Source organism: Nonomuraea sp. CX421 (assembly GCF_059358955.1).
This window is the reverse complement of the sequence record NZ_JCADBK010000021.1, coordinates 43,679-64,957: the sequence shown is the minus strand read 5'-3', so window position 1 is coordinate 64,957 and position 21,279 is coordinate 43,679. Positions and strand designations below refer to the sequence as shown.

At 62.3% G+C, this 21,279-nt stretch carries 16 protein-coding genes and 1 tRNA gene; 7 read left to right on the top strand and 10 right to left on the bottom strand.

All coding sequences use genetic code 11. The features are described from left to right. Positions 1-68 precede the first annotated feature (68 nt). Positions 69-2,066 carry a hypothetical protein gene (locus AC5L3X_RS29500; RefSeq protein ID WP_494861260.1) on the top strand — a complete coding sequence of 666 codons (1,998 nt, stop codon included), beginning with the start codon at positions 69-71 and terminating at the stop codon, positions 2,064-2,066. Between the two features lie 77 nt (positions 2,067-2,143). Continuing rightward, positions 2,144-2,593, top strand: a complete 450-nt coding sequence (locus AC5L3X_RS29495) for a hypothetical protein (protein WP_494861258.1) — start codon at positions 2,144-2,146, stop codon at positions 2,591-2,593. A gap of 61 nt (positions 2,594-2,654) precedes the next feature. Here the strand turns inward: AC5L3X_RS29495 and AC5L3X_RS29490 are convergent. The 4 genes from AC5L3X_RS29490 to AC5L3X_RS29475 form a co-directional block, all read right to left on the bottom strand. Beyond that, positions 2,655-2,753 (bottom strand) — tRNA-Arg (locus tag AC5L3X_RS29490). Positions 2,754-2,816: 63 nt separating this feature from the next. Continuing rightward, positions 2,817-3,329 (bottom strand): hypothetical protein, encoded by a 513-nt coding sequence (locus tag AC5L3X_RS29485; RefSeq protein ID WP_494861256.1) that lies wholly within the window; start codon positions 3,327-3,329, stop codon positions 2,817-2,819. Between the two features lie 248 nt (positions 3,330-3,577). After that, entirely contained in the window at positions 3,578-5,131 is a 1,554-nt protein-coding gene (locus tag AC5L3X_RS29480; protein WP_494861254.1) for a CBS domain-containing anti-phage protein, read from the bottom strand. Positions 5,132-5,451: 320 nt separating this feature from the next. After that, positions 5,452-7,209: a hypothetical protein gene (locus AC5L3X_RS29475; RefSeq protein ID WP_494861253.1), complete on the bottom strand. Its 1,758-nt coding sequence runs from the start codon at positions 7,207-7,209 to the stop codon at positions 5,452-5,454. Positions 7,210-7,454: 245 nt separating this feature from the next. Here AC5L3X_RS29475 and AC5L3X_RS29470 point away from each other — a divergent pair, with 245 nt between their 5' ends. Then, positions 7,455-10,406 carry a type I restriction-modification system subunit M gene (locus AC5L3X_RS29470; RefSeq protein ID WP_494861251.1) on the top strand — a complete coding sequence of 984 codons (2,952 nt, stop codon included), beginning with the start codon at positions 7,455-7,457 and terminating at the stop codon, positions 10,404-10,406. Between the two features lie 74 nt (positions 10,407-10,480). Here AC5L3X_RS29470 and AC5L3X_RS29465 read toward each other — a convergent pair whose 3' ends face one another. Beyond that, positions 10,481-10,672: a hypothetical protein gene (locus AC5L3X_RS29465; protein ID WP_494861249.1), complete on the bottom strand. Its 192-nt coding sequence runs from the start codon at positions 10,670-10,672 to the stop codon at positions 10,481-10,483. Between the two features lie 254 nt (positions 10,673-10,926). Here AC5L3X_RS29465 and AC5L3X_RS29460 point away from each other — a divergent pair, with 254 nt between their 5' ends. Genes AC5L3X_RS29460 through AC5L3X_RS29450 form a run of 3 tightly spaced genes read left to right on the top strand, consistent with a single transcriptional unit; the run spans position 10,927 to position 17,123 of the window. After that, positions 10,927-12,444 (top strand): type I restriction-modification system subunit M, encoded by a 1,518-nt coding sequence (locus tag AC5L3X_RS29460; protein WP_494861248.1) that lies wholly within the window; start codon positions 10,927-10,929, stop codon positions 12,442-12,444. Continuing rightward, on the top strand, positions 12,441-13,655 hold the full coding sequence (locus AC5L3X_RS29455; RefSeq protein WP_494861247.1) for a restriction endonuclease subunit S: 1,215 nt from the start codon (positions 12,441-12,443) through the stop codon (positions 13,653-13,655). The genes AC5L3X_RS29460 and AC5L3X_RS29455 overlap by 4 nt, the downstream gene beginning before the upstream one ends. 24 nt (positions 13,656-13,679) lie before the next feature. After that, positions 13,680-17,123, top strand: coding sequence for a DEAD/DEAH box helicase family protein (locus tag AC5L3X_RS29450; RefSeq protein WP_494861246.1), 3,444 nt, complete (start codon positions 13,680-13,682; stop codon positions 17,121-17,123). 523 nt (positions 17,124-17,646) lie between these two features. On the opposite strand, the gene AC5L3X_RS29445 is transcribed toward AC5L3X_RS29450, so the two are convergent. Continuing rightward, a complete protein-coding gene (locus tag AC5L3X_RS29445) occupies positions 17,647-18,120 on the bottom strand; it encodes an NUDIX hydrolase (RefSeq protein WP_494861245.1) in 474 nt (157 codons plus the stop codon). Positions 18,121-18,146: 26 nt separating this feature from the next. Then, positions 18,147-18,386 carry a GntR family transcriptional regulator gene (locus AC5L3X_RS29440; RefSeq protein WP_494861244.1) on the bottom strand — a complete coding sequence of 80 codons (240 nt, stop codon included), beginning with the start codon at positions 18,384-18,386 and terminating at the stop codon, positions 18,147-18,149. 140 nt (positions 18,387-18,526) lie between these two features. Between AC5L3X_RS29440 and AC5L3X_RS29435 the strand changes: the two genes are divergently transcribed. Then, entirely contained in the window at positions 18,527-18,736 is a 210-nt protein-coding gene (locus AC5L3X_RS29435; RefSeq protein ID WP_494861243.1) for a hypothetical protein, read from the top strand. A 285-nt stretch (positions 18,737-19,021) separates the two neighbouring features. On the opposite strand, the gene AC5L3X_RS29430 is transcribed toward AC5L3X_RS29435, so the two are convergent. The 3 genes from AC5L3X_RS29430 to AC5L3X_RS29420 form a co-directional block, all read right to left on the bottom strand. Further along, the gene (locus AC5L3X_RS29430; RefSeq protein WP_494861242.1) at positions 19,022-19,594 is read right to left on the bottom strand and encodes a phosphotransferase-like protein; all 573 of its coding nucleotides are present in this window, start codon (positions 19,592-19,594) and stop codon (positions 19,022-19,024) included. After that, a complete protein-coding gene (locus tag AC5L3X_RS29425; RefSeq protein WP_494861240.1) occupies positions 19,591-20,664 on the bottom strand; it encodes a P-loop nucleotide/nucleoside kinase family protein in 1,074 nt (357 codons plus the stop codon). Before AC5L3X_RS29425 ends, AC5L3X_RS29430 begins: the two co-directional genes overlap by 4 nt. Before the next feature lie 202 nt (positions 20,665-20,866). Continuing rightward, entirely contained in the window at positions 20,867-21,259 is a 393-nt protein-coding gene (locus tag AC5L3X_RS29420; protein WP_494861239.1) for a winged helix-turn-helix domain-containing protein, read from the bottom strand. Positions 21,260-21,279 lie beyond the last annotated feature (20 nt).

Below are 21,279 nucleotides of genomic sequence, written 5' to 3'. Positions count from 1 at the left end.
CGCCCGGGCCGCTGGGAACTCCGACTGACAGTGAGACGATGAATCTGTGGAGATGGGAGGCTTGGACGGTGCGTAGCTGGTTTGAGCCCGCAGAGGCCGAGGAGTTCGAGGCCGCCAAGGACCTGCTGATCCGGCGGTGTGTCACCTGGGCGGCGGAGCACGGGCATCCGGTGGACGACCTGCTGCTCTCCGCCGCCGTGGACGCGCGGCACGAGAGCCGCGACGGCCGGCTGGCGTACTGGGACGGTGCGCGCATCAGGTTCTTCCTGCTGCGGTACGTGCCGTACGCGGTGACGGCCCCGCGGGAGGAGCTCGACCTGGCCCCGGAGGTGCTGCGCACGTACCTGCGCTATCTCGACGCCACGGGCCTTCGCGACCCGCGCGGTGCCGCGCTCGCGGAGGCGGAGGAGATCATCGACGGGGCGCGGGCGGAGTACGCGGCCGCGCTCGACGATCCCACGCTGCGGGGGGTGGCGACGTTCTGGGCGCACACGGCTCTCGGCCAGGGCGTCGATCTCACGGTTCCCGGGGCGTTCGAGCGCTTCAAGCGCGATCTTGACGCCGGTCGCGTTCCATACGACGAACAGGTGCTCGACAAGATCATCCAGAACCGCCTCGTGAACGGCGGCATCGGCGAGGAACGCGACTTCCCCCCACTGCCCGTCTCCCTGCCCCCCGCGTCCGAGCTGGCGGAGGCCGCCGCGCGCAGCCGGACCGTGCAGCGCCTCATCACCCTGGCCGGGTGGGCAGGCAAGGAGGGCCGCGCCCTCACCGACGCGGGCCACCTCCGCGTCGCCGACGCCCTCGAGGTGTCGGCCCTGCTGGGCACCGGTGAGGACCGGCTGCGCGTCCGCAGCGCCGCCGATCTGCCCCAGCTCAACCTGCTGCTGGCCTGGGCCAGGAAGCTGCGCCTGATCCGTACCAGCAAAGGCCGGCTCTTCAGCGTGGCCAAGGCCGCACCCCTGCTGCGCGACCCGGAGGCGCTGTGGAAGCGCGCGTTCGAGGTGCTGCCGGAGCTGGGCCGGGTGGTCACCACTCCCGTCGCGACGTGGCGGCCCGCGCCCCTCCTGGCCGCGATGTTCCACGAGATCCTGCCGGACGTGCTCAACTCCATGTATGGGCTGGACGAGATGCCGGTGGTCCGGCTCGAAGAGACGGTGTGGCTGGCCTGCCAGGAGTACTTCGTTCTCGGCCAGGAGAAGGAGGACCGGCGTGATCTGTGGCGCCGCGAGGTTGCCCAGGACCTGGGACGCATGTTCGAGGTCCTGTCCGACCTCGGGGCCGTGGAGATCACCCGCGGCCCCGCCGCCCCCCTCTACGCCAGCGACCTCGACCACGACGACCAGCCGTTGCCGCCGGACGCGGTCGAACGCCTGCGCACCGCCCTCGCCGAGCCCGACCTCCCGCTGGTCCGCCTCACCCCGCTCGGCGTGCGCGGCGTCCGCGCCCGCCTCCTCGCCGAAGGCCGCGACGTTCCCCTCATCGGCGAGCTGGCCACCGCCCCGCCGGCCGAGCTGCTGGGGGTGCTCGCCCAGCACTTTCCGCCGGAGGACGCCTTCGCGGAGCTCCAGGGGTGGCTGGCCCGGCCGGGGCAGGACGTCGAGATGTTGCTGCAGGCCGTGCGGGACTGCCCGTTCCGTACGCGGGTGGCGGCGATGCTCCGCGTTCTGGCCGACGCCCTTCCCGGGAGGCGGCTCCTGCACGACCTGCGTCACGACCCGGTCCTCGGTCCCGCCGTGTGGATGCAGCTCGTCGACGCCGGGCAGATGAGCCCCGAGTCGTTGAGTGAGCGGGAGAACCTGCTGATAGTGGCCGAGAACTTCCTGTCGGTGCTGGAACTCGCCGGGCCCGGGGGGCTTGCCGAGCAGCTCAGGAGGATGGGGGGCGGGGACGCGTACGAGCTCGTGGAGGCGGTCCTGGCCTCCGGGCACCCCGATGTCGTCGGATTGCGGGAGCTGCGCGAGCTGGTGGCCGAGCCGCTCCGCAAGCGCGCCCGCCATCCCCTCCGCCTCGTTCCCACCCGGCCGAGGGGAGCCCGAGGCCGCCGCAACAAGCGCAAACGCTGATCTGGGGAGGCTGAGGCCGGCGGCTGGATCGCGGCGATCCACCAACGAGATCCGAGCACGCCGCAACGCTCGCGCCCATGCGAAAAGTCAGCGTGGCGCTGGCAGCGCTGCTGGTCCTGACCGAATGCGGGCAGAACACCGGAGTAGGCGGCCTCATGGACGCGATGGCCGCCGTTTTCGGAAAGGGACCCGCCGCCGCGTACTTCGAATACGACGAACCGGCTTGGTGGCTTGACCTGGGCGTCAAAGCGGGCGACGGCCTGACTCGCCGCTGGTTACCCGCGGCCATCCCCGGTCTGGGCCACCTCCCCTCAGCCGCGGCGGCCCTGCCGGAGGCCACGGGCATGACCCCCGCGGCCGGTACGCGGGCGATCGCGATCGGAATACCGCCGCAGGAGGCGTTCCGGTTCGAGGGCGACGTCGACGCGGACGCCGTACGGAATGAGCCGGCCGCCATCTACCGGAGAACTCCTGCGCGAGCTGACCATCGACCCCACCCGCGACTGCCGTCCTCAAGCGAACCCTAACAAGACGAAACCCCCGAACCCGTAGGTTCGAGGGTTTCCGATGTCCTGAGACATCAGAGAGTGCCCCCGGCAGGATTCGAACCTGCGGCACCCGCTTTAGGAGAGCGGAGGCGACACTGCGAGTCCTAGCGCCTGGACCTGCGTAAACAGGTCCCTCGGCACATGCAACTTACAAGATCATCCCGCTCATGTCCCACACTGCCGAGATGGTTACGCAAGGGCTTCAAGCGGGTGTACGCCGTACCGGACGAATGGAGGACAGATAGATCGGGATGACCGCAGAGGGCTCGCGGGCTACACCCTCGAGTTCCTGCGCGAGCAGGGTGGCGTCCGAGGTGCTGATTTCGAGCAGGGGGCGCCGGAGGTGGATGGACCAGGTGTTCTTGCTGGGGAAGGCGTCGAGCCGTGGAACGAGAGGCGCCAGGTCGAGACCCATGAGATAGGGCGCGAGCGCCATCACGGTGATATCGCAGCCGCGAGTGAAGTCACGGCCCGCGATGGCGACAGGCTTCTCGTAAGGCACGACCTCTGAGGCGACCACGGCTGTGCCGATGACCCGTGTGCGGTCGCGGGTTGGGTTGTGCCAGCACCCTCGGGTGGTAATGACGAAGAGATCGTCTCCGACCTTAAGCCGGTTCACCTCGCTGCGATTGGTCCGTGGGAAGGCCATCCGCGACTCACGCAGTACCCACGCGACAGCCTCGCGCTCACCGAGGATCAATAGGTATGCACCCACGACCAGCACGTTATCCCATGCCGCGACCCCGAACTTCGGGCCCGAAGTTAGCGATCGTCGCGGCCCCAGTAGATCTCCACCCGCTGTAGGAGAGTGGAGCTTCCTTGGCCAGTTCAGGCCTCATGAGCTGGGAAAACAGCATGCCTGGGCCATGCAAAATCATCCCATGCATATCCCGGACATGCCGACCGGATCAAGGGCAGGCCTGACCCTTAACCGTGCCTATAACGCGGCTGAGAGTCCGCCTGTCAAGGCCGTGGATCTACGATGCGGAGCATCTCGATGAAGCCCTCCACTTTCGAGAGGGTCTCCTCGTCCAACGGGTCGGGAGCGAAGTGCATCAGCTCGTTGCGAACCGCCCGGATGAGCTCCAGCAGCTCAAGGAAGAGCGCATGATCGAGCGGCCATTCCAGCCGATTCCAGCGTGCGGAGGAGGCGAGCAGATGCTTGTATGCCCCCAGCATTAGGTCGTTCGCCGAGCTGACCCGGGCGGCCATGTGCCTTGGCGCGGCCTGCCGGAGTTCGTCGACGGTGAAGACCTCGTCAGCTCGCCTTCTCAGTCGTCGCTCGGCCTCCTCCACGAGGACGAAGGGCCGGGCCAGATTACCGAACTGTTGTGTTAAATCGGCTGCGGTAATGATGCCAGTTACTCTTTTGTCGGAGTCGCAGACGAAGACAAAGCCCTTGTCGTAGATCTCGCTCACTTGGCTCAGCAGGTCTTCGTGATGGTCGACCAAGCCGGTGGTCCGGTCCACCGCGTCGGAGACAGTGTGGAGTTTCTGGCCTCGCATAGACGCTTTGCCGATGGACTCCCAGCTTAGAGCGCCACGCAGTATCCCATTCTCATCGATCACGGCAAGCTGTGAATACTTGCCGCTCAGCATCTTGGTATGGGCAATCTTGAGCTCGTCCTCCAGGCGGACAGAGGCCACGCCCTTATTCGCAGACTCCAGGACGCCGACGCGCAGGGTGATTGCGGGCAGGTCCGAGGCGTCCTCAACGTCGGGTTCCAACGACGGGCTGGGAATCGTCTCGGTGCTGTCCGGTTCTTCGCCGACGGGAAGGAGCTCAATGACGTTGTCGAACCAGCCCTCGGTGAAGGACGGCCGCGTAGTCACGCCTTTGGCAACTAGATCTGCCTCGATGCGGGCCACAGATGCTGAGGTTCGGCGAGTGACTCCCCAGCGTTTGAGAAACTCGCGGATGGTGAGCCGGATCGGTTTGCCAGTGCTCTTGGAGATCACTCCGTCGAGCAGCTCGTGAGGGGTGGCGAAGCCTGCCAGCATGACCATCTCGTCTGGCGTAGGACCGGGGTCGACACCATGTTCGATTAGATGGGTGATGCGTCGGGGGGCGCCGAAGCGGCTAAGGGCGCAGATCGTCAGAAGGGAACTCATGCTGTTGCGCAGGTCCTGCTCGATGTCGCTCTTGGCGATGTCCGTACGTAGCCATTCCACGGGTCGTACATGGCGGAAACCGGGCTCTGCGTCGCTTTTGTAGCAATAGGGTCCAGTCACCCGTCCCAGGGCGACAGTTGGCCGTGTCTTCAGTGGGCACACGATGAGGTCGCCCTCGCGGATTTCTTGGAGGAACCGCCACAGCTGCCCCGTCCAGTTGGACAGCGTTGCCTTTCCCTCGCGGGGGTAGGTCGCCCCGACCAGTATCGCCATGTTCATCCGGCTCTCGCAGGCACCGAGGTCGCCCAGCTCCGGCCAACCCAGCATTGCTAGCCCTTCGTGTAGGGCAATGCTTTCCCGCTGCCCGGCTTCACCGAGTCGAACCAGCCATGCCCGCGATGTCATCGGCACTGCCTTCCTTGACCCACTTCTGTGTGATCACGAGAATGTCACCCCAAGGGGCCCATCAATCGGGTCCGTCGCCCGGCCCGGCCGGGGACCCTACGCGCTGCTATAGGTGAGTGCCACTCGCTTCGCCGCCTTGCCCGTGCTCAGCCTGAGTACCACAGACTACCCACATGAAATATGGAGTGAGGAGCACGAGACAATTGCAGAGTGCTTCATCCTTGCCCAGCCAATGCCCGCCTAACGAACCATTCTAAGTGCTAGTCGGAATTTCGACACGGCCACTGCCGTCTGCCCGGCGGTCACTGAATCGAGTCAGGTCAAAAAAGCGTGTCTTGACTGTATGTCTTGTGCGCATAGCGCTTGGCCTTGGATCCGCGTTTGTGTGCACGTTTCTGGCGAGCACTCACCGATTCTGGACTACTTTCCGTGGCCACAACAACGCTATGACCTGCTTGAATGCGGTCCCGTACGAGAGACCGCAGATGCTCTGGGGTAGTGCCGACCGTGCCGGCTAGCCCATGCTTGATCAGCTCGATGAACTGCGTATTCACTAGGTAGCGCTCTACCTGCTTGTAGCCGAGAAGTCGTGCTTCACTGCTGGCCTGAGCGCCGCGTGTGCAGTCATCCTGCAAGAGTAGTCGAACATAAGATATCGGCAGATACATGCCGGGAACGAGTCCCTCAACCGGTTGCTTTTGGATGTCCTCAGGCCAATGAGCGAGCTTAAGGAAACAGGGGTCGCTTCCCATCCGCCATTCGCTAGGCAGCGTAGGGGGACGGCTCAGCCGTGCAACCTTCTCCAGCCGATCGATCTGACTCATCAAACGCTTATCCACGTAGATGGACTTTGTGAGTGGATTGAGACGCTTGTACTGAACGAGCACGAAGCTCAGGGTTGGCTCGTGGAAGTAGATCATGTCGGTCCCAAGTCGGGTTTCGACTGGAGTGGCGTTGACGTTGGTCACCTCTAGTCGCCGCCCATCCGCGTCCTGCAGTACGTGGATGTCGCACCTGAGTTCGTTGCCGTGCTGCCATTCGCTAAGTAATCCAAAAGCATCGCCGGCGGCGCGTACATCGTGATCGATCAAGCTGTGCTCTACAGGTTGCGCTATGAGCCCAGCTAGGTATGGTGCATCCCGCGACAGAGGGCGCTGCCACGCTGCCAAGGCATAGTGTGGAAATTCCGCGATTCGCAAGAGAGTCCGTGTGGCGTCCTGTTGTTCTTGCCACGCACGGTCCGCTGGGTCACGGCTGTCCAGGACAGGGGGATCAGCTTGGGCTGTCAACCAGTCGAGCAGGCCTACTAGCTCGGGATAGTCTTGCCGAAGGGCAGCGTCGACCGCCTTCCATACGGCATCGCTGCATTCGCCGACTGTCCCGAGGACAGCGGCTTGTTCGAATTGCTCGCGCAGCGTACTCGGGAGTCGGCTGAGTAGCCCGTCGGCTCCGTTGAACTTGATGGCTTCCATGCACTCTCGAAGCGGATCGACCGTGATGCTTTTGTCAACGGCCCCCACAGTATTGTGCCGGGCAACTACGCCAAGCCATGCAAGATGTCGAAGCGGGTGACCGCCTGCCCTCTCGGAGTTGTCTTGACTCAACACCAGGACCATCCGTGAGCCGATGACCGAACCGTCCTGCTTAGTTCCTTTCGGAAGGGCCTTCGTCAAGCGCTGCTCTACCCTCAACTTGGTGCGTATGGAACCAAGCTCGCCAGATCCGAGAGTAACTATGTAGGCCATGAATAGAGCGTAGTAGACCTTCTTCTGAAGCTGTAGGTGTTGACTGATGTGATCGTCTGCCTGCTCGCAAGGTGACCACGAACTGGATCGAAGCATGCTGGCGGACTGCACAGCACCGCTGTAGAAGGAGAGCGCAGGCGAAACTTCCTGCTTACTTGGGTTGACCTGCCTAAACACCCCAACGCAGTACTCGTCCTTCGTATGATCATCCCGCGCATGTCCCACGCTCGCCGAGATGGCGGCTTGCAAGCACCAAGGTTTCTCGAGTACATCACGGTTGGGCTTGATCATACTGGCTGGAATCGTTGCGGTGGTGGAGGAGGTGGCTGCCACCGAGCTTCCTGCCGACGCAGGCAGGGCGCTGCTTGATCCATACTTCCGAAGCGAGTCGCCGTCTCGGATGGACGCCTCGACAGCACCGCGGTTCAACCGTGAGCCGTACCTGACGTACCAAGGGATGGCCATGACGCTCGATGACGCCCGAACGGGGAGATGGAAGGCGAATCGACCAGAACCCTAACCAAACTGACAAACAAGAAGCGGCTCGAAGATCGCCTCAATCCGGTAGCTTCTGCTGTGTGGTTTCAGCTGAGCTCAAGAGCAAGGTCGATAGGTTGTGGAGTGCCTTCTGGTCGGGTGGGGTCTCCAACCCGCTGGAGGTAATCGAGCAGATCACTTACCTGATGTTCATCCGACGACTGGAGGACATCCAGACGGCGAAGGAGCGCAAGGCCACCCGCACGGGCCAGCCAATCGAGAACGCGATATACACAGCGGAGACGAACGATCTGCGGTGGTCTCGGTTCAAGGAACTGCATCCGGACTCCATGCTCACCGTTGTCCAGGACGACGTCTTCCCGTGGCTGCGATCTCTGGCAAGGGTTGACACCGTCTATGCCCATCACATGACGAGCGCCCGGTTTACCATCCCCACCGCGAACTTGTTGACCAAGGTCGTCGACATGCTCGATGACCTTCCCATGAGTGAACAGGACACCGACGGTGACCTGTATGAGTACATGCTCAGCAAGATTGCAAGTGCTGGGCAGAACGGGCAGTTCCGCACTCCCCGGCACATCATCCAGCTGATCGTCGAGATGATGGAGCCATCACCGAAGGACGAGATCTGCGACCCTGCTTGTGGTACGGCTGGGTTTCTGGTGGCGGCAGCGGAATACGTGGCTCGCACTCATCGGCACGAGCTGCTCGAGCTCACAAACCGGCAGCATTTCAACCGGAGTATGATCCACGGTTTCGACTTCGACAACACCATGCTTCGAATCGCCAGTATGAACATGCTGCTGCACGACGTCGAGCGCCCCGACATCCGCTACCGCGACTCCCTGGCTCAAAGCGCGGCCGATGAAGCGGAGCGCTACTCGATGATCCTCGCAAATCCGCCATTCGCCGGCAGCCTTGACTATGAGACTACTGCTAAAGATCTGCAGCGGATTCTCAAGACAAAGAAGACCGAGCTACTCTTCCTCGCGCTGGTCCTCCGGCTCCTCAAACCGGGTGGACGCGCGGCTGTGATCGTGCCAGAGGGAGTTCTTTTCGGGTCAACGGGGGCGCACAGGGAACTCCGCCGGATCCTGGTGGAGGACCATAAGCTCGATGCGGTGGTCAAGCTGCCGAGTGGCGTCTTCAGACCGTACGCGGGTGTCTCTACCTCGGTTCTGTTCTTCACCAAAACTAACAGCGGGGGTACGGACAGCGTTTGGTTCTATGAGGTCACTGCCGAGGGCTACAGCCTCGACGACAAGCGCACGCCGCTGCTGGCAGAAGGCAAGACTGGCCCACGCCCAGATGGCGCTCTACGTGAGGCCGAGCATGCCAGGAACAACCTGCCCGACGTTCTGGCTCGCTGGCCACACAGGAACGACAGCGAGCGGAAGCGTAAGCGCACAGAGCCGAGCTTCTGCGTGCCAAAGGAAGAGATAGTCGCCCAGGAGTATGACCTCAGTCTTAACCGCTACCGCGAGATCGGCGGGGGGACCAAGACGGCACGCGTCGAGGGTTGGCGACTTGGTGACTTCGCCGAGATCCTCGCTGGATGGGTACCAGCAACAGAACTTGATAGAGCCGCAAACCCCACTAACCTCGAGAAAGAGCAGAGAGTCCTCCATCCCTCCCTTTTGACATCTCCGTTGCCGAATGTGGACGAACTTCCACTTCGGACGAGCACGCGAGAGCCTCGATATCGACTCCGAGAGGGAGACATAGTTGGTCGAGATCTCGCGAGTACACGTCACTGGACTGTGCTTCCAAGCGAGTACGAAGGAGTTCAGGCCGGACAGGGAGTTCTGATAATCAGAATAACTCGCAATATCATCCCTGCAGAATATTTGGCCACGTATCTATCTACTCCTCAAGCAGAGCAACTCTTTCCGCGCTATGGGATAATCCCGCGCGTAAAGAGGCGCGACCTGGAGGGCGTGGTGATCCCGGCGTGTGATGGCGACTTCGAATCAGTTCGTGTAGCCGTTTCTAGACTTAAGGAAGGAGTCGATCAGGCAAATCGAATTCAACATATACTTAATGAATCCCGGATAGGAGTCTTCGAAAACAGCACCAAGAACGAGCGGCGTATCCGACTCGAACAGGCGGCCGATCTAAGCTCTCTGATTGCTCAGAGCTTGCGTAAGCAAACTGAGCCATATCGTGCTTTCCAGGAGACGTATCCATACGCAACTTCACGCGCCGTCCGAAAGTTCCAGCACAGCCAAACTCCGGCCGACAAACACGAGGCTGCAATTCAATGCGCCGAGGCGTTAATTCTTTCCTTGGGGATCTTTTCCCTAGCCCTTGCAGTGTACAGGAAGCGACAAGATCTCGCCGAGATCGCTAATTGGGCTGAAGCTGTTAAACAGGGAGGAGTTTCGCTGGGTCACTGGGTTGGAGTGACCAGGGCAGTAGGGGCAGATGCCAGGGAAAGCGGCGATGAGGCAGCAGGCCTTGTTGAAGCTACGGCCGCAAAGAAGAGGGGGAAGGGCCTTATCGCAGATCTTGGTGCGCTTGTGGCTCTACGGAATAGGATAAGGCACGGAGCTGGTCCTCGCACTCGCGCGGAAATCGAGAAGAGCCTAGTAGAACTAGAGCCGCTGCTATTTAGCGCACTTGCATCCAGCGCCTTTCTTGCAAGAGTGAAGTGGGTTCATGCAGATAGGCTGAGCTGGCAGCCGGAAACGGACAAATATCAGGTTTCAGGGCTTCTCCTGATGGGAGACCATCCGGATTTTGAGCCAATAAAATTCCAGACTGATAAACCTCTTGCTGACAATAGTCTCTACATGCTTACCCAGCAAGGGGAGGTAATCCCACTTTTCCCCTTCTGTATACTGAGTGATTGTCGCACTTGTCTGGCGCTAGAACTCTATTATCCGGATCGTGTAACCAGTTCTAGCGCCCAACTCAAAAGCCTTGATAGGGGTCACGAATCGGATAGCGAGGCAGTCTTTTTGCGTCTTTTGAGTTTACTGGGCAACTCTAATACCCCTGGCCGGGAACCCGGGCGGGCCATTCCCACATAGGGCAGGCATATAGCCTAACCTGATCTCAGCGCGATTCCCGCTCCCAGCAAGACAAAGGACAGAGCCGATGGTCGTTACAGCCCGTCGAGATGGTCGACGAGCCAGGTGAAAGCGTGGCCGCCGCCATGGGACCGATCGAGGGCGATGAACTCGGCCCGTACGGTGTGGAGTCGCTCCACGTCCGCCACGCCGACCGTGCGCTCGCCCTCCCGCCGGGAGGGCGCCGGGTGGGTGGGGGCGAAGTGCCAGTCGAAGCCGGCGCCCACCGCGGCGGCGAGGACGGATCCCGAACCGACAGCCGAGGAAGCGGTTGTAGAGATTGCGCAGTGCGGCTGAATGTCGATCACCGTGTTGTTTCGGCGGTCATAGTGGACGCGGGCACCGGGCGAGGCGGTCAGGCTGGCGAAAGCCCAGATGTAGCCGACGGCGCCAGGCGGCGGTTTGACCCGGCTATGGACGACGGCCCGGTCATTCTGCTGAGAAGGTAAGTCTTGTCCGGCCTCTCCACTAGGCTGCGCATGTGATTACGGGTGAGCTCAAGAACAAGATCGACCGGCTCTGGGACGCCTTCTGGTCGGGCGGGATCTCCAACCCGCTCGAAGTGATCGAACAGATCACCTACCTGATGTTTCTCCGGCGCATGGAGGACCTGCAGACCACGAAGGAGCGCAAGGCCAACCGCACCAGCAAGCCGATCGAGAACCCGATCTACACGGAGGAGACGAACTTCCTCCGCTGGTCGAAGTTCACCGAAGAGCATCCGGACAACATGCTTGTCACGGTGCGGGACGGCGTCTTCCCCTGGCTGCGCGGTCTCGGTGGCGATGAGTCCACCTACTCACACCACATGAAGGACGCCCGCTTCACTATCCCCACCGCGAACCTGTTGACCAAGGTCGTCGACATACTCGACGACATACCCCTCGGCGAGCAGGACACTAAGGGCGACCTCTACGAGTACATGCTCGGCAAGATCGCCACCGCCGGGCAGAATGGCCAGTTCCGCACGCCCCGGCACATCATCCAGCTCATGGTCGAGATGATGGCTCCCGGGCCGAACGACGAGATCTGCGACCCGGCGTGCGGTACGGCAGGCTTTCTCGTTGCCGCTGCCGAGTACGTCGCCCGCAAACACAAGGACGCGCTTCTCGATGTGGCCCAGCGGCGTCACTACAACGAGAGCATGTTCCACGGCTTCGACTTCGACAGCACGATGCTCCGGATCGCCAGCATGAACATGCTGTTGCATGAGATCGAACAGCCGGACATCCGCTACCGGGACTCCCTGGCCCAGAACGTCGCTGACGAGGCCGAGCGCTACTCGATGATCCTCGCCAACCCGCCCTTCGCCGGAAGCCTGGACTACGAGACCACCGCCAAGGACCTGCAACAGATCGTTAAAACCAAGAAAACCGAGCTGCTCTTCTTGGCGCTCGTCCTCCGGCTGCTCAAGCCCGGTGGCCGCGCGGCGGTCATCGTCCCGGATGGTGTGCTCTTTGGTTCCACCGGAGCACACAAGGAGCTCCGCCGCATGCTGATCGAGGACCACAAGCTCGACGCGGTGGTTAAGCTTCCCAGCGGTGTCTTCAAACCGTACGCCGGGGTCTCTACCGCGATCCTGTTCTTCACCAAGACCAACAGCGGCGGCACCGACAACGTCTGGTTCTACGAGGCCACCGCCGATGGCTTCAGCCTCGACGACAAGCGCACGCCGCTCCTGCCCGACAACAAGCTTGGCGCCCGGCCTGCTGCCGAGTTCGCTGATGACGACCATGAGAAGAACAACCTGCCCGACGTGCTGGCCCGGTGGTCCAAGCGCAACGGCAGTGAACAGCAGCGGGCTCGGGCGGAACAGAGTTTCCTTGTCCCCAAGGCCGACATCGCCGCCCAGGGCTATGACCTAAGCCTCAACCGCTACAAGGAGATCGTCCACGAAGAGGACGAGCACCGCCCGCCTCCGGAAATTATCGAGGAACTTGAGCGCATTGAAGCCGACATTCAGCAGGGCATGTCCGAGCTCAAGGGGTTGTTGGCATGAGTATCTGGCCCCGAGTCCCGATTGGTGATTTCTGCGAAGTTGTTTCTGGCGCAACACCTAAGACCGGGATTCCGGATTATTGGGACGGCAATATTGCGTGGGCAACCCCAAAGGACTTGAGCCTACTCAATAGCAAGCATATCCATGACACACCGCGAAAGATCTCGGAGAAGGGATTGAGAAGCTGTGCTGCTTCAGTTCTCCCTGCAGAATCTGTATTGTTGAGCTCGCGAGCTCCAATTGGGTATGTTGCCGTCAATACGCGGCCTATGGCCACAAACCAGGGCTTCAAGAGCCTCGTTCCCGACGCGAACAAGGCGGATTCCGGCTACCTCTATCACTGGTTGAAGGCTAACCGGCTATACCTCGAGAGCCTCGGAAATGGCGCCACATTCAAGGAGATCTCGAAAGCAACGGTAGTAAAGATTGAGATTCCTCTTCCCCCTGTACCAATCCAACGCCGAATCGCCGAGGTGCTCGATCAGGTGGATGCCCTACGGGGCAAGCGGCGCGAGGCGATCGTGCTCCTCGACGACCTCGCCCAGTCCATCTTCCTCGATATGTTCGGCGAACAGACTAGAGCTGTAACGGTTCGAGAGGATCTAAAGCACCCGGCAGGGTGGTCATGGAAGCTGTTGACCGAGGTCGCCGAACTTGCAACAGGCCACACTCCAGACCGGAGTCGTCCGGAATATTGGGGTGGCACCATTCCTTGGATCAACTTGAAGGAGATTAGAGATCTAGACGGGAAAGTTACAACCGGAACGCAAGCGACACTTACACCTGCTGGCATTGCGAATTCATCAGCAGTGATGCTTCCGCCTGGGACCGTCTGCTTTTCTCGTACGGCTTCTATTGGATTTGTCACTATCGCAGGCGTGCCTTTGTCAACCTCTCAGGACTTCGTAAACTGGATTTGCGGCGATAAGCTCAATCCGAAGTATCTAATGCATGCGCTCACGGTCTCTCGACAACATCTTCGTGCCATTAGTGATGGATCCACTCACAAAACCATCTATCTGAGACTGGCCGAAAAATTCCGGACTCTACTTCCACCAATTGAACTGCAAAAAGAATTCGAGAATCGGATTGTGGAAGTCGAGAGACTGAAGGCAGCTCACCTGGCTCAGATGGAGTTGTTGGACGAACTGCATGCTTCGGTGCAACAGCGGGCGTTTCGTGGGGACCTGTGGGACAATCCAAACATCTGAAGCCTTCCTGGGTGAGGTGTCTCGATGGGCAACTTCGCGTTCCTCCAGTTTGAGTCCGAGTGGGCCGACCTGTACGACAGTGCGACACGCGCGGAGCGGCTCGCAGTTGCCGACCCGCGCGTCTCGTGCTTTTACGCCCGCCGGGCACTGGAACTGGCGGTCACCTGGCTTTATAAGGCCGATGAGACGCTCAAGCTGCCCTATCGTGACGACCTTTCGGCGTTGATTGCCGAGCCGACCATGGTGAAATTGGTCGGCCCGGCGATCCGCACGAAGATGGACCTGATCCGGCGCCAGGGCAACACCGCCGTACACAAGCACGGACTGGTGCCCGCTGCGGACGCGGTCCGGATCGTAGGCGAGCTGTTCCATGTCATGTACTGGATCGCCCGGCAGTATGCCCGGAATCAGGACGCGTTACCCGCCGCCGGGCTGGCCTTCGACCAGGCGTTGATTCCCAAGCCGGTGCCCGCCGACGTCCGGCAGAAGAAGCAGGCCGAGATTCAGGCGATGGCCGAGGAGTTCGGCAAGCAGCAGGCCGAGCTCGCCAAGGAGCGCCGCAAGAGCCAGGACTTGGACGCCGAGCTGGCTAAGCTGCGCGCCGAGATCAAGGCGGCGAAGGCCGCGAACGCGAAGGTCCCGGACACTCACGACTACGACGAGGCCGATACCCGGGACCTCCTTATCGACTTGCTACTGCACGAGGCAGGTTGGCCGCTCGACAAGCCGGAGGACCGAGAGTTCCCGGTCACAGGGATGCCAACTCCCAGCGGGAAGGGCAAGGTCGACTACGTCCTGTGGGATGACAACGGCAAGCCGCTGGGACTGGTCGAGGCTAAGAGCACCACCAGCGACGCCACGGCGGGCCAGTACCAGGCCAAGGCGTACGCCGACTGCTTGGAGCAGAAGTACGACCAACGGCCCGTGATCTTCTACACCAACGGCTACGAGACCTACATCTGGGATGACCGGAGCTATCCACCGCGCAAGATCTTGGGTTTCTACACCAAGGACGAACTTCGCACCCTGATCCACCGTCGGAGTAGCCGTCGTCCGCTGAGCACTGAAACGGTCAACGAGGAGATCGCTGGCCGCCACTACCAGAACCGGGCGATCCGCCGTATCGACGACGCCTTCGAAAAAGACTGCCTCCGGCAGGCCCTGCTGGTGATGGCGACTGGGTCGGGCAAGACTCGGACCGTGATCGCCCTCGTCGACCAGCTGATCCGAGCCGGCTGGGTGAAGCGGGTGCTATTCCTGGCCGATCGGCAGGCGCTGGTCACCCAGGCCACCAACGCGTTCAAGCAGCACCTGCCCGGGGTGCCGACGGTGAATCTGCTGAACGAGAAGAACACCGAGGGCCGGATCTACGTCTCGACATACCCGACCATGATGGGGCTCATCAACGAGACCAGTAACGGCCTGCGCAGGTTCGGACCCGGCTACTTCGATCTCGTCGTCATCGACGAGGCACACAGGTCGGTGTACCAGAAGTACGGCATGATCTTCGACTACTTTGACTCGCTGCTGGTTGGGCTCACCGCTACCCCGAGAGAGGAGATCGACCGCAACACCTACCGGCTGTTCAACCTAGAAGACGGGGTGCCCACCGACGTATACGGCTTGGATGAGGCCGTGACCGAGGGATATCTCGTCGCTCCGCGTGGAGTGGACGTGCCGCTGAAGTTCCTGCGCAAGGGCATCAAGTACGACGACCTGTCGGAAGAGGAGAAGGAGGCGTGGGACGCGGCAGACTGGGATGAGAATGACGACGTCCCCAGCGAGATCAGCGCCGACGAGTTAAACAAGTTTCTGTTCAACAAGGACACCATCGACAAGACCCTTGAGACGCTGATGACCTACGGCGCAAAGGTGGAAGGTGGGGACCGGCTCGGCAAGACGATTATCTTCGCCCGGAACAACAACCACGCCGAGTTCATCGTCCAGCGTTTCGACACGCTGTTCCCCGAGTATCGCGGCGAGTTCGCGCAGGTCATCACGCACAAGAAGGTCTTCGCCCAGGACCTCATCGACAAGTTCTCAGACAAGAACAAGGCCCCGCACATCGCGATCTCGGTAGACATGCTCGACACCGGGATCGACATCCCCGAGGTCGTCAACCTGGTCTTCGCCAAGATGATGCGGTCCAAGACGAAATTCTGGCAGATGATCGGACGCGGCACCCGACTCTGCCCCGACCTGTTCGGCCCGAACCAGGACAAGAGCGGCTTCCTCGTCTTCGACCTGTGCCAGAACTTCGAGTTCTTCAACCAGAATCTCGCTCCCGCAGAAGGCAGGCTCCAGCCCTCTCTCAGCGAGCGGCTGTTCAAGCACCGGATGGACCTGCTGCTCAATCTGGACCAGCAGAACCTCGACTTGACGCCCCCGGCAGAGAAGACGCCCAACGAGACGAAGACCGTGGCCGATCTGCGCTGGAGCCTAGCCGAGCGGCTCCAGGGTGAGGTGGCGAACATGAACCCGGCCAACGTCGAGGTCCGCCGCCACCTACGCGAGGTCGAGACCTATCGGGAGCCGGCCAGCTGGCAGAAGATCACCTCGGAGAAGCATACGGAGATCACCCAAGCGCTCGCGTCGCTTCCCACGGAGTTCCGCGAGGACGAGAACAGTCAAGAGGCCAAGCGCTTCGACCTCCTGGCGCTGCGGCTCCAGCTGGCCCAGGTGGAGGCCGATGCTAGCTATCTGCGGCTCCGCGCCCAGGTTCAGGAGATCGCCTCGGCGCTGCTCGACCCCACCACACTGACCATCCCCGCCGTCCGGCAGCAGCAGGAAATCCTTGAGGACCTTACCACCGACTCATGGTGGGAGGACGTCACCCTGCCCATGCTGGAGTCGATGCGGCGGCGTCTGCGGGGGCTGGCCAAGCTCATCCCCAAGGTGAAACGCGGCATCGTTTACACCGACTTCCAGGACGAGCTCGGTGAACTGGGCATGGCCGAGATCAAGGGCGTGGTGTTGGGCACGGACAAGTCGCGGTTCGAGTCCAAGGTGCGCACCTACCTGCGCAGCCATGAGAACGAGTTGGCAGTGCAGAAGCTCCGCCGCAACCAGCAGATCACTACCGTCGACCTTGAAGAGCTGGAGCAGATCTTCATCGTGAACGGCTTCGGCACCGAGGCCGATATCGAGCAGGCCAAGACTGAGCACGACGGCCTAGGCGTGTTCCTCCGCTCACTCACAGGCCTGGACCGCGAGGCCGCATCCAGGGCGTTCGACCAGTTCCAGGCCGGCCAGAATCTTACCGCCAACCAACTCCACTTCCTCCGGCTCCTGATCGACTACCTGGCCAAGAACGGCATCATGGAGGTCGAAGCCCTTTACGAGTCGCCATTCACCGCCCTCGCTCCTCGCGGACCCGAGGACCTGTTTCCCGAAGCCAGCGTCGACGCCATCGTCTCGGTCTTGCGCGGCGTACGTGCGACAGCCATACCGGAAGAACATGCCGCGTGACGCTGGTGATCCTCACGGGTCATGCTCTTGCTTAATTATCCAGGAAACAACAAGACCGTGAAATGGATCAGATGACAAGACAGGGAGACGCGATTAAACGCCGCAGGTCACAAGCTCCTCTAGATGACAGTGCACTGGCCCGCCACGTCATTCAGTGGCAAGTGGACCCGGAGCGCAGGGCCGCCAGGCCCGAGCACCGGAAGCCGCGCGGCAGTCGATCGCCCTAGCCGCTTCGAAGAGTACCGAAGTGAGCGATCGTCACGGTGTCAAATGGTGACTCCTGTCCCCCTCAGGCGCACTGGGCGGTGCGTGCCCGGACCGGCCGAAGAGCCGCAGCCGGGCACGCTGACCGGCCAGTGCGCCCGGCGGGCCGCGCAGCGGGCCGCCCTTGAAACCGTGGAGAAAGTTCTCATTCGTTCGAGTCTTATGGCCTCTGACCTGCTCTTTTGTGGCAGGTCTCTCCGGCTGCGGTATCGGTTGATGCTTGACGCCGGTGTATGGGGTGATGGTGCAGTCCTGTGCTTCAGCCGATGTGCGGTTCGCCACCGCCGAGGTAGTGGGCGATCCGTAGGCGCATTGATCGATCCATGCGGTACTGCGCTACTTCACCTGTTGGCACCCACCGAACCTCACGTGACTCCTGGCTGGGTGTCGGTTCGCCGCCGACGGCTCGGGCTGTGAGGACGATGGAGAACTCTTGTCGGACCTCGCCATCGCTGGTGTAGAGGATGACGTGCTTGGGGTCGCTGTACGTGCCGATGATTCCGGAGATCTCGCAGTTGACTCCGGTCTCTTCGAGGGTCTCCCTGATGGCCGCGGCTGGGACCGATTCGCCGAGGTCGATGGCCCCGCCGGGCAGAGCCCAGTTGCCGTTGTCTGAGCGGCGAATCAACAGGACGTCGCCGGAGGCATTGGAGACCACGACGTTGACCGAGGGCACGAGGCTGTTCGCGGCTGGTGCATGGGGGTCGTCGTAGAAGTCGATCCTGCCAGCCATGAACGCGAGCTTAACCCCGTAGGAGCTCAGGAGTCCGCGGAGTCGGCAGGACTGACGAAGCTGCCGAGGTTGGGCACGGTGTAGAGCAGGCCTTCTTCGCGGAGCTGACGAATAGCCTTGCGGATGGTATCGCGGGCTACGCCGAACTCCTGGACGAGCCGGACCTCGGACACGAGGTACTTGGGCTGGTACTCGCCACTGGTGATACGCGTGCGGAGCACGTCGGCGATCTGCTGCCAGCGGGGCCGGTCTGGCTCGAAATCCATCACATGTCTAAGGGTAGAAAGGGGGCACCATGGACCTTCACTCGCCTCCTGGGATCTATCGGAATCCCTTGCTATCTCCTTTGATCCAATGGGGTCCCTAGGGGTAGACAGGATCCTGCAATCGCTCATAGCCTGATGCCATGTCGACGCCCACCTATGACCTTGACGCGCTGCGCGCTACGTTCCCCGGCTGGTCGTTCTTCCGCAGCGACACGGGGGCGTTCTATGCGACCAGGCGCGGTGTCCGGCTTGCCAAGGCGGAGATTGACGCGGGCCTTCAGCAGACGGTGAGCGCCGATGACGTGGCGACGTTCGTAGCGCTGCTGCAAGAGCAGCAGATCCGGCGGTGACGGCGTGGCTAGGCCGGCCTTCCTGCCCGACTATCACGGGCCGCATGTGGCTGCTCCGCGCCGCGAGGTTGAGCGAGTGGAGTGGGAACGAAGCCTTCCTCGTGCTGATCGGCTGCGGGTACGCGAGCACACATGCATGTGCCAGCGTCCGATGTTCGAGCTGTGCGCGGCCGGCGGGTTGTGGTTCGTCAGGCGAACCTCGGACGGCTCTCCGGCGGAGATCGTGGAAAGTGCCTGGCTGCCGGCTCGTGCGGCACAAGACCTGTGGCGGCGCATCCTGACCGGTCAAGCGCGATGACTCAGCCGCCCCGGCAGGATGGACCGGCCGGTGTACGCGCCGGCTATCTGCCGTGCAGCCTCGGCCGCGGGCGTCTGGCCGGTGTCGATCCGGAGCGGGAAGAGACCGTCGTCGTGGGCTTGCAGGTCTGCCCTGGTCTCGTCCCAGGCTCGCAGTCTCATGGTCGTATCGCGGTCGCCTCGCCGCTGGGACCGTTGCCGGCATATCTCCCGCGACACCCACAGCAGGACGAGAAGCCAGGGGCCGAGATCGGTCAGGCGGCGGATGTCGAGGACGTTGCCCATGTGCACGATCGGCACCTGTCCGGCCTGGGTCATCTGCTCGACCTGGTGGCGGTCGACGGCGTAGACGTTGCCGTAGCGGTGGGTCTCGACCAGCAGCCGCCCGGCCGCCCGCAACTCTCCCAGCTGCTCGACGGTGACGAACTGGTACTCGCTGCCGCTCCGGTTGCCGGCCTTGAGCTTGCGCAACAGCACGAATCGCGGGTCCAGCGCCGTCAGCTCGGCGGTGACGGTGCTCTTGCCGCTTGCGGGCGGCCCGTACAAGACGATGCCTGTCACGTCAGGATCCGTTTCAGCATCTCGCGGGTCTGGTCGGCGAGGCTGATGGCGGCTCCGAGCCGGTTGTCGACGGTGATGTGCGCGGTGTCCGGGCTGGTGCCGGTGTCCAGGCCGCTGGTGTACGTCTCCCAGTTCTTGAGCTTCCAGGCGTCTCGGGGGGCGCCGCGGAACTCGATGTACTCGCGCATGGAGTCGACATCGCAGCGGACCCACACCACCGCCACATCGATGCCCTTGGCCGCGCACCGGTTCGTCAGCCGCGACACCCAGTCGGGATCGGCCAGTTCGGCGATGAACGGCGCGGACAGGATGGCCGAGGTGCCGACCTTCAGGTTGTCGAACGCGGTCTCCATCAGGCACCGGTACTCCAGCGGCCGGACCTCGCTCAGGTACAGCTCGGTGTGCCGGTCGTGCGGGTCGCCGCCGAGGGAGACGAGCAGCCGTTCGACCATGGCGCGGGTCAGCGAGTCCTTGTCCAGGAACGCCCAGCCGGTGATGTCGGATAGGAAGCGGGAGAACTCGCTCTTGCCGGATCCGGCGTAGCCGCCGACGAGGGTGAGGATCGGTTTGGGGCTGCCCTGTCCGTGGCGGCGTCGCCACGCGTCGACCACGCGATTGAGTAGCGCGTTCTGCTCGCCGTTGGTGGGGGCGCCGGACACTTTGATGAGGGTTTGTTCGATGACGTGGGCGGCGGCCGTGTCGGCGGCGGGGTCGGTGGGGGCAGGCAAATCCGAGATGGAATTTTCCACTTCGGGTATTTCGCCGGGAAGCGGCAGCCGGAAACCAAGGGTCGGTTCATTCGTCTGGTAGAGGAGGCAATAGGCGCGCCGGTAGTGGGGTCCTGGATATACCGATCCTTGTTCGTGTGCCCAGAGTGTTTGGAAGTTGGCGGCGGGTGCGGTCAGGCCGTGCCGGTGGGCGACCTGGCGGAGCTGGTCACCTGCGGCTTCGAGGGTGAGGCCGTGCGCTTCGCGGTGCTGGCGCAGGATCAGGGGTTGCCATCCGGGGCGGTGAATTGTCTTCATCGCATCCTTTTGCGCGCTTTGAGGGGCGGGCGCGTGTAAGCGCATGTGTAACCGCCGTGCAGGCAGCAATGAAGAAGCTTAGCTAACGCTCCGTGATACTCAACAGCGCGAATACGCGATGAACTTACGGCATCCCCGCCGGGATAACGACCGACCAGAAAAGGGGTGCTGGGAGTGACCACAAACGAGCGGATTTTGGATGAGCTTCAGGCCATCCGGTCTGAAATGGAGGAGTTGGCCTTCCGGGTCAGCGAGATCGCTTCGGCCCTGGGAACACGGCCTTCTCCAGATCGGCGATTCGGTCGCCGAGAACCGCCATCGTCTGCCGCATCTGAGCGAGCTGCTCCATGACCGCCGAAGAGCCGGCCCCCTCATCGCCGGCCTTCGCCTCGGCGGCGGCCGCGACTGCGGCGGCGTCCTCGCGGACGAACACGCCCTTGCCCTGCTGGCCGACGATCAGGTTCTCGGTGCGCAGCACGCTGATGGCCGCTTTGACCACGCTGGCGGAGACGTCGTAGCGCTGGCAGAGCTGGGCGGTGGAGGGCAATGCAGCGCCGGGCGGGAGTGAGCCCGTCCTGATCTGCGTGCGCAAGTCGTCGGCTATCTGGAGATAGCCGGGCCGACCGGTCTTCTCGACCATGCGAAGCCTTCCGCGAGGGT

Bases quoted from the DNA above. Each gene is read 5' to 3' on its own strand.
- AC5L3X_RS29495 (WP_494861258.1), top strand. From the start codon at position 2,144: ATGCGAAAAGTCAGCGTGGCGCTGGCAGCGCTGCTGGTCCTGACCGAA.
- AC5L3X_RS29480 (WP_494861254.1), bottom strand. From the start codon at position 5,131: ATGACATCGCGGGCATGGCTGGTTCGACTCGGTGAAGCCGGGCAGCGG.
- AC5L3X_RS29455 (WP_494861247.1), top strand. From the start codon at position 12,441: ATGAGTATCTGGCCCCGAGTCCCGATTGGTGATTTCTGCGAAGTTGTT.
- AC5L3X_RS29450 (WP_494861246.1), top strand. From the start codon at position 13,680: ATGGGCAACTTCGCGTTCCTCCAGTTTGAGTCCGAGTGGGCCGACCTG.
- AC5L3X_RS29445 (WP_494861245.1), bottom strand. From the start codon at position 18,120: ATGGCTGGCAGGATCGACTTCTACGACGACCCCCATGCACCAGCCGCG.
- AC5L3X_RS29440 (WP_494861244.1), bottom strand. From the start codon at position 18,386: ATGGATTTCGAGCCAGACCGGCCCCGCTGGCAGCAGATCGCCGACGTG.
- AC5L3X_RS29435 (WP_494861243.1), top strand. From the start codon at position 18,527: ATGTCGACGCCCACCTATGACCTTGACGCGCTGCGCGCTACGTTCCCC.
- AC5L3X_RS29425 (WP_494861240.1), bottom strand. From the start codon at position 20,664: ATGCGCTTACACGCGCCCGCCCCTCAAAGCGCGCAAAAGGATGCGATG.
- AC5L3X_RS29420 (WP_494861239.1), bottom strand. From the start codon at position 21,259: ATGGTCGAGAAGACCGGTCGGCCCGGCTATCTCCAGATAGCCGACGAC.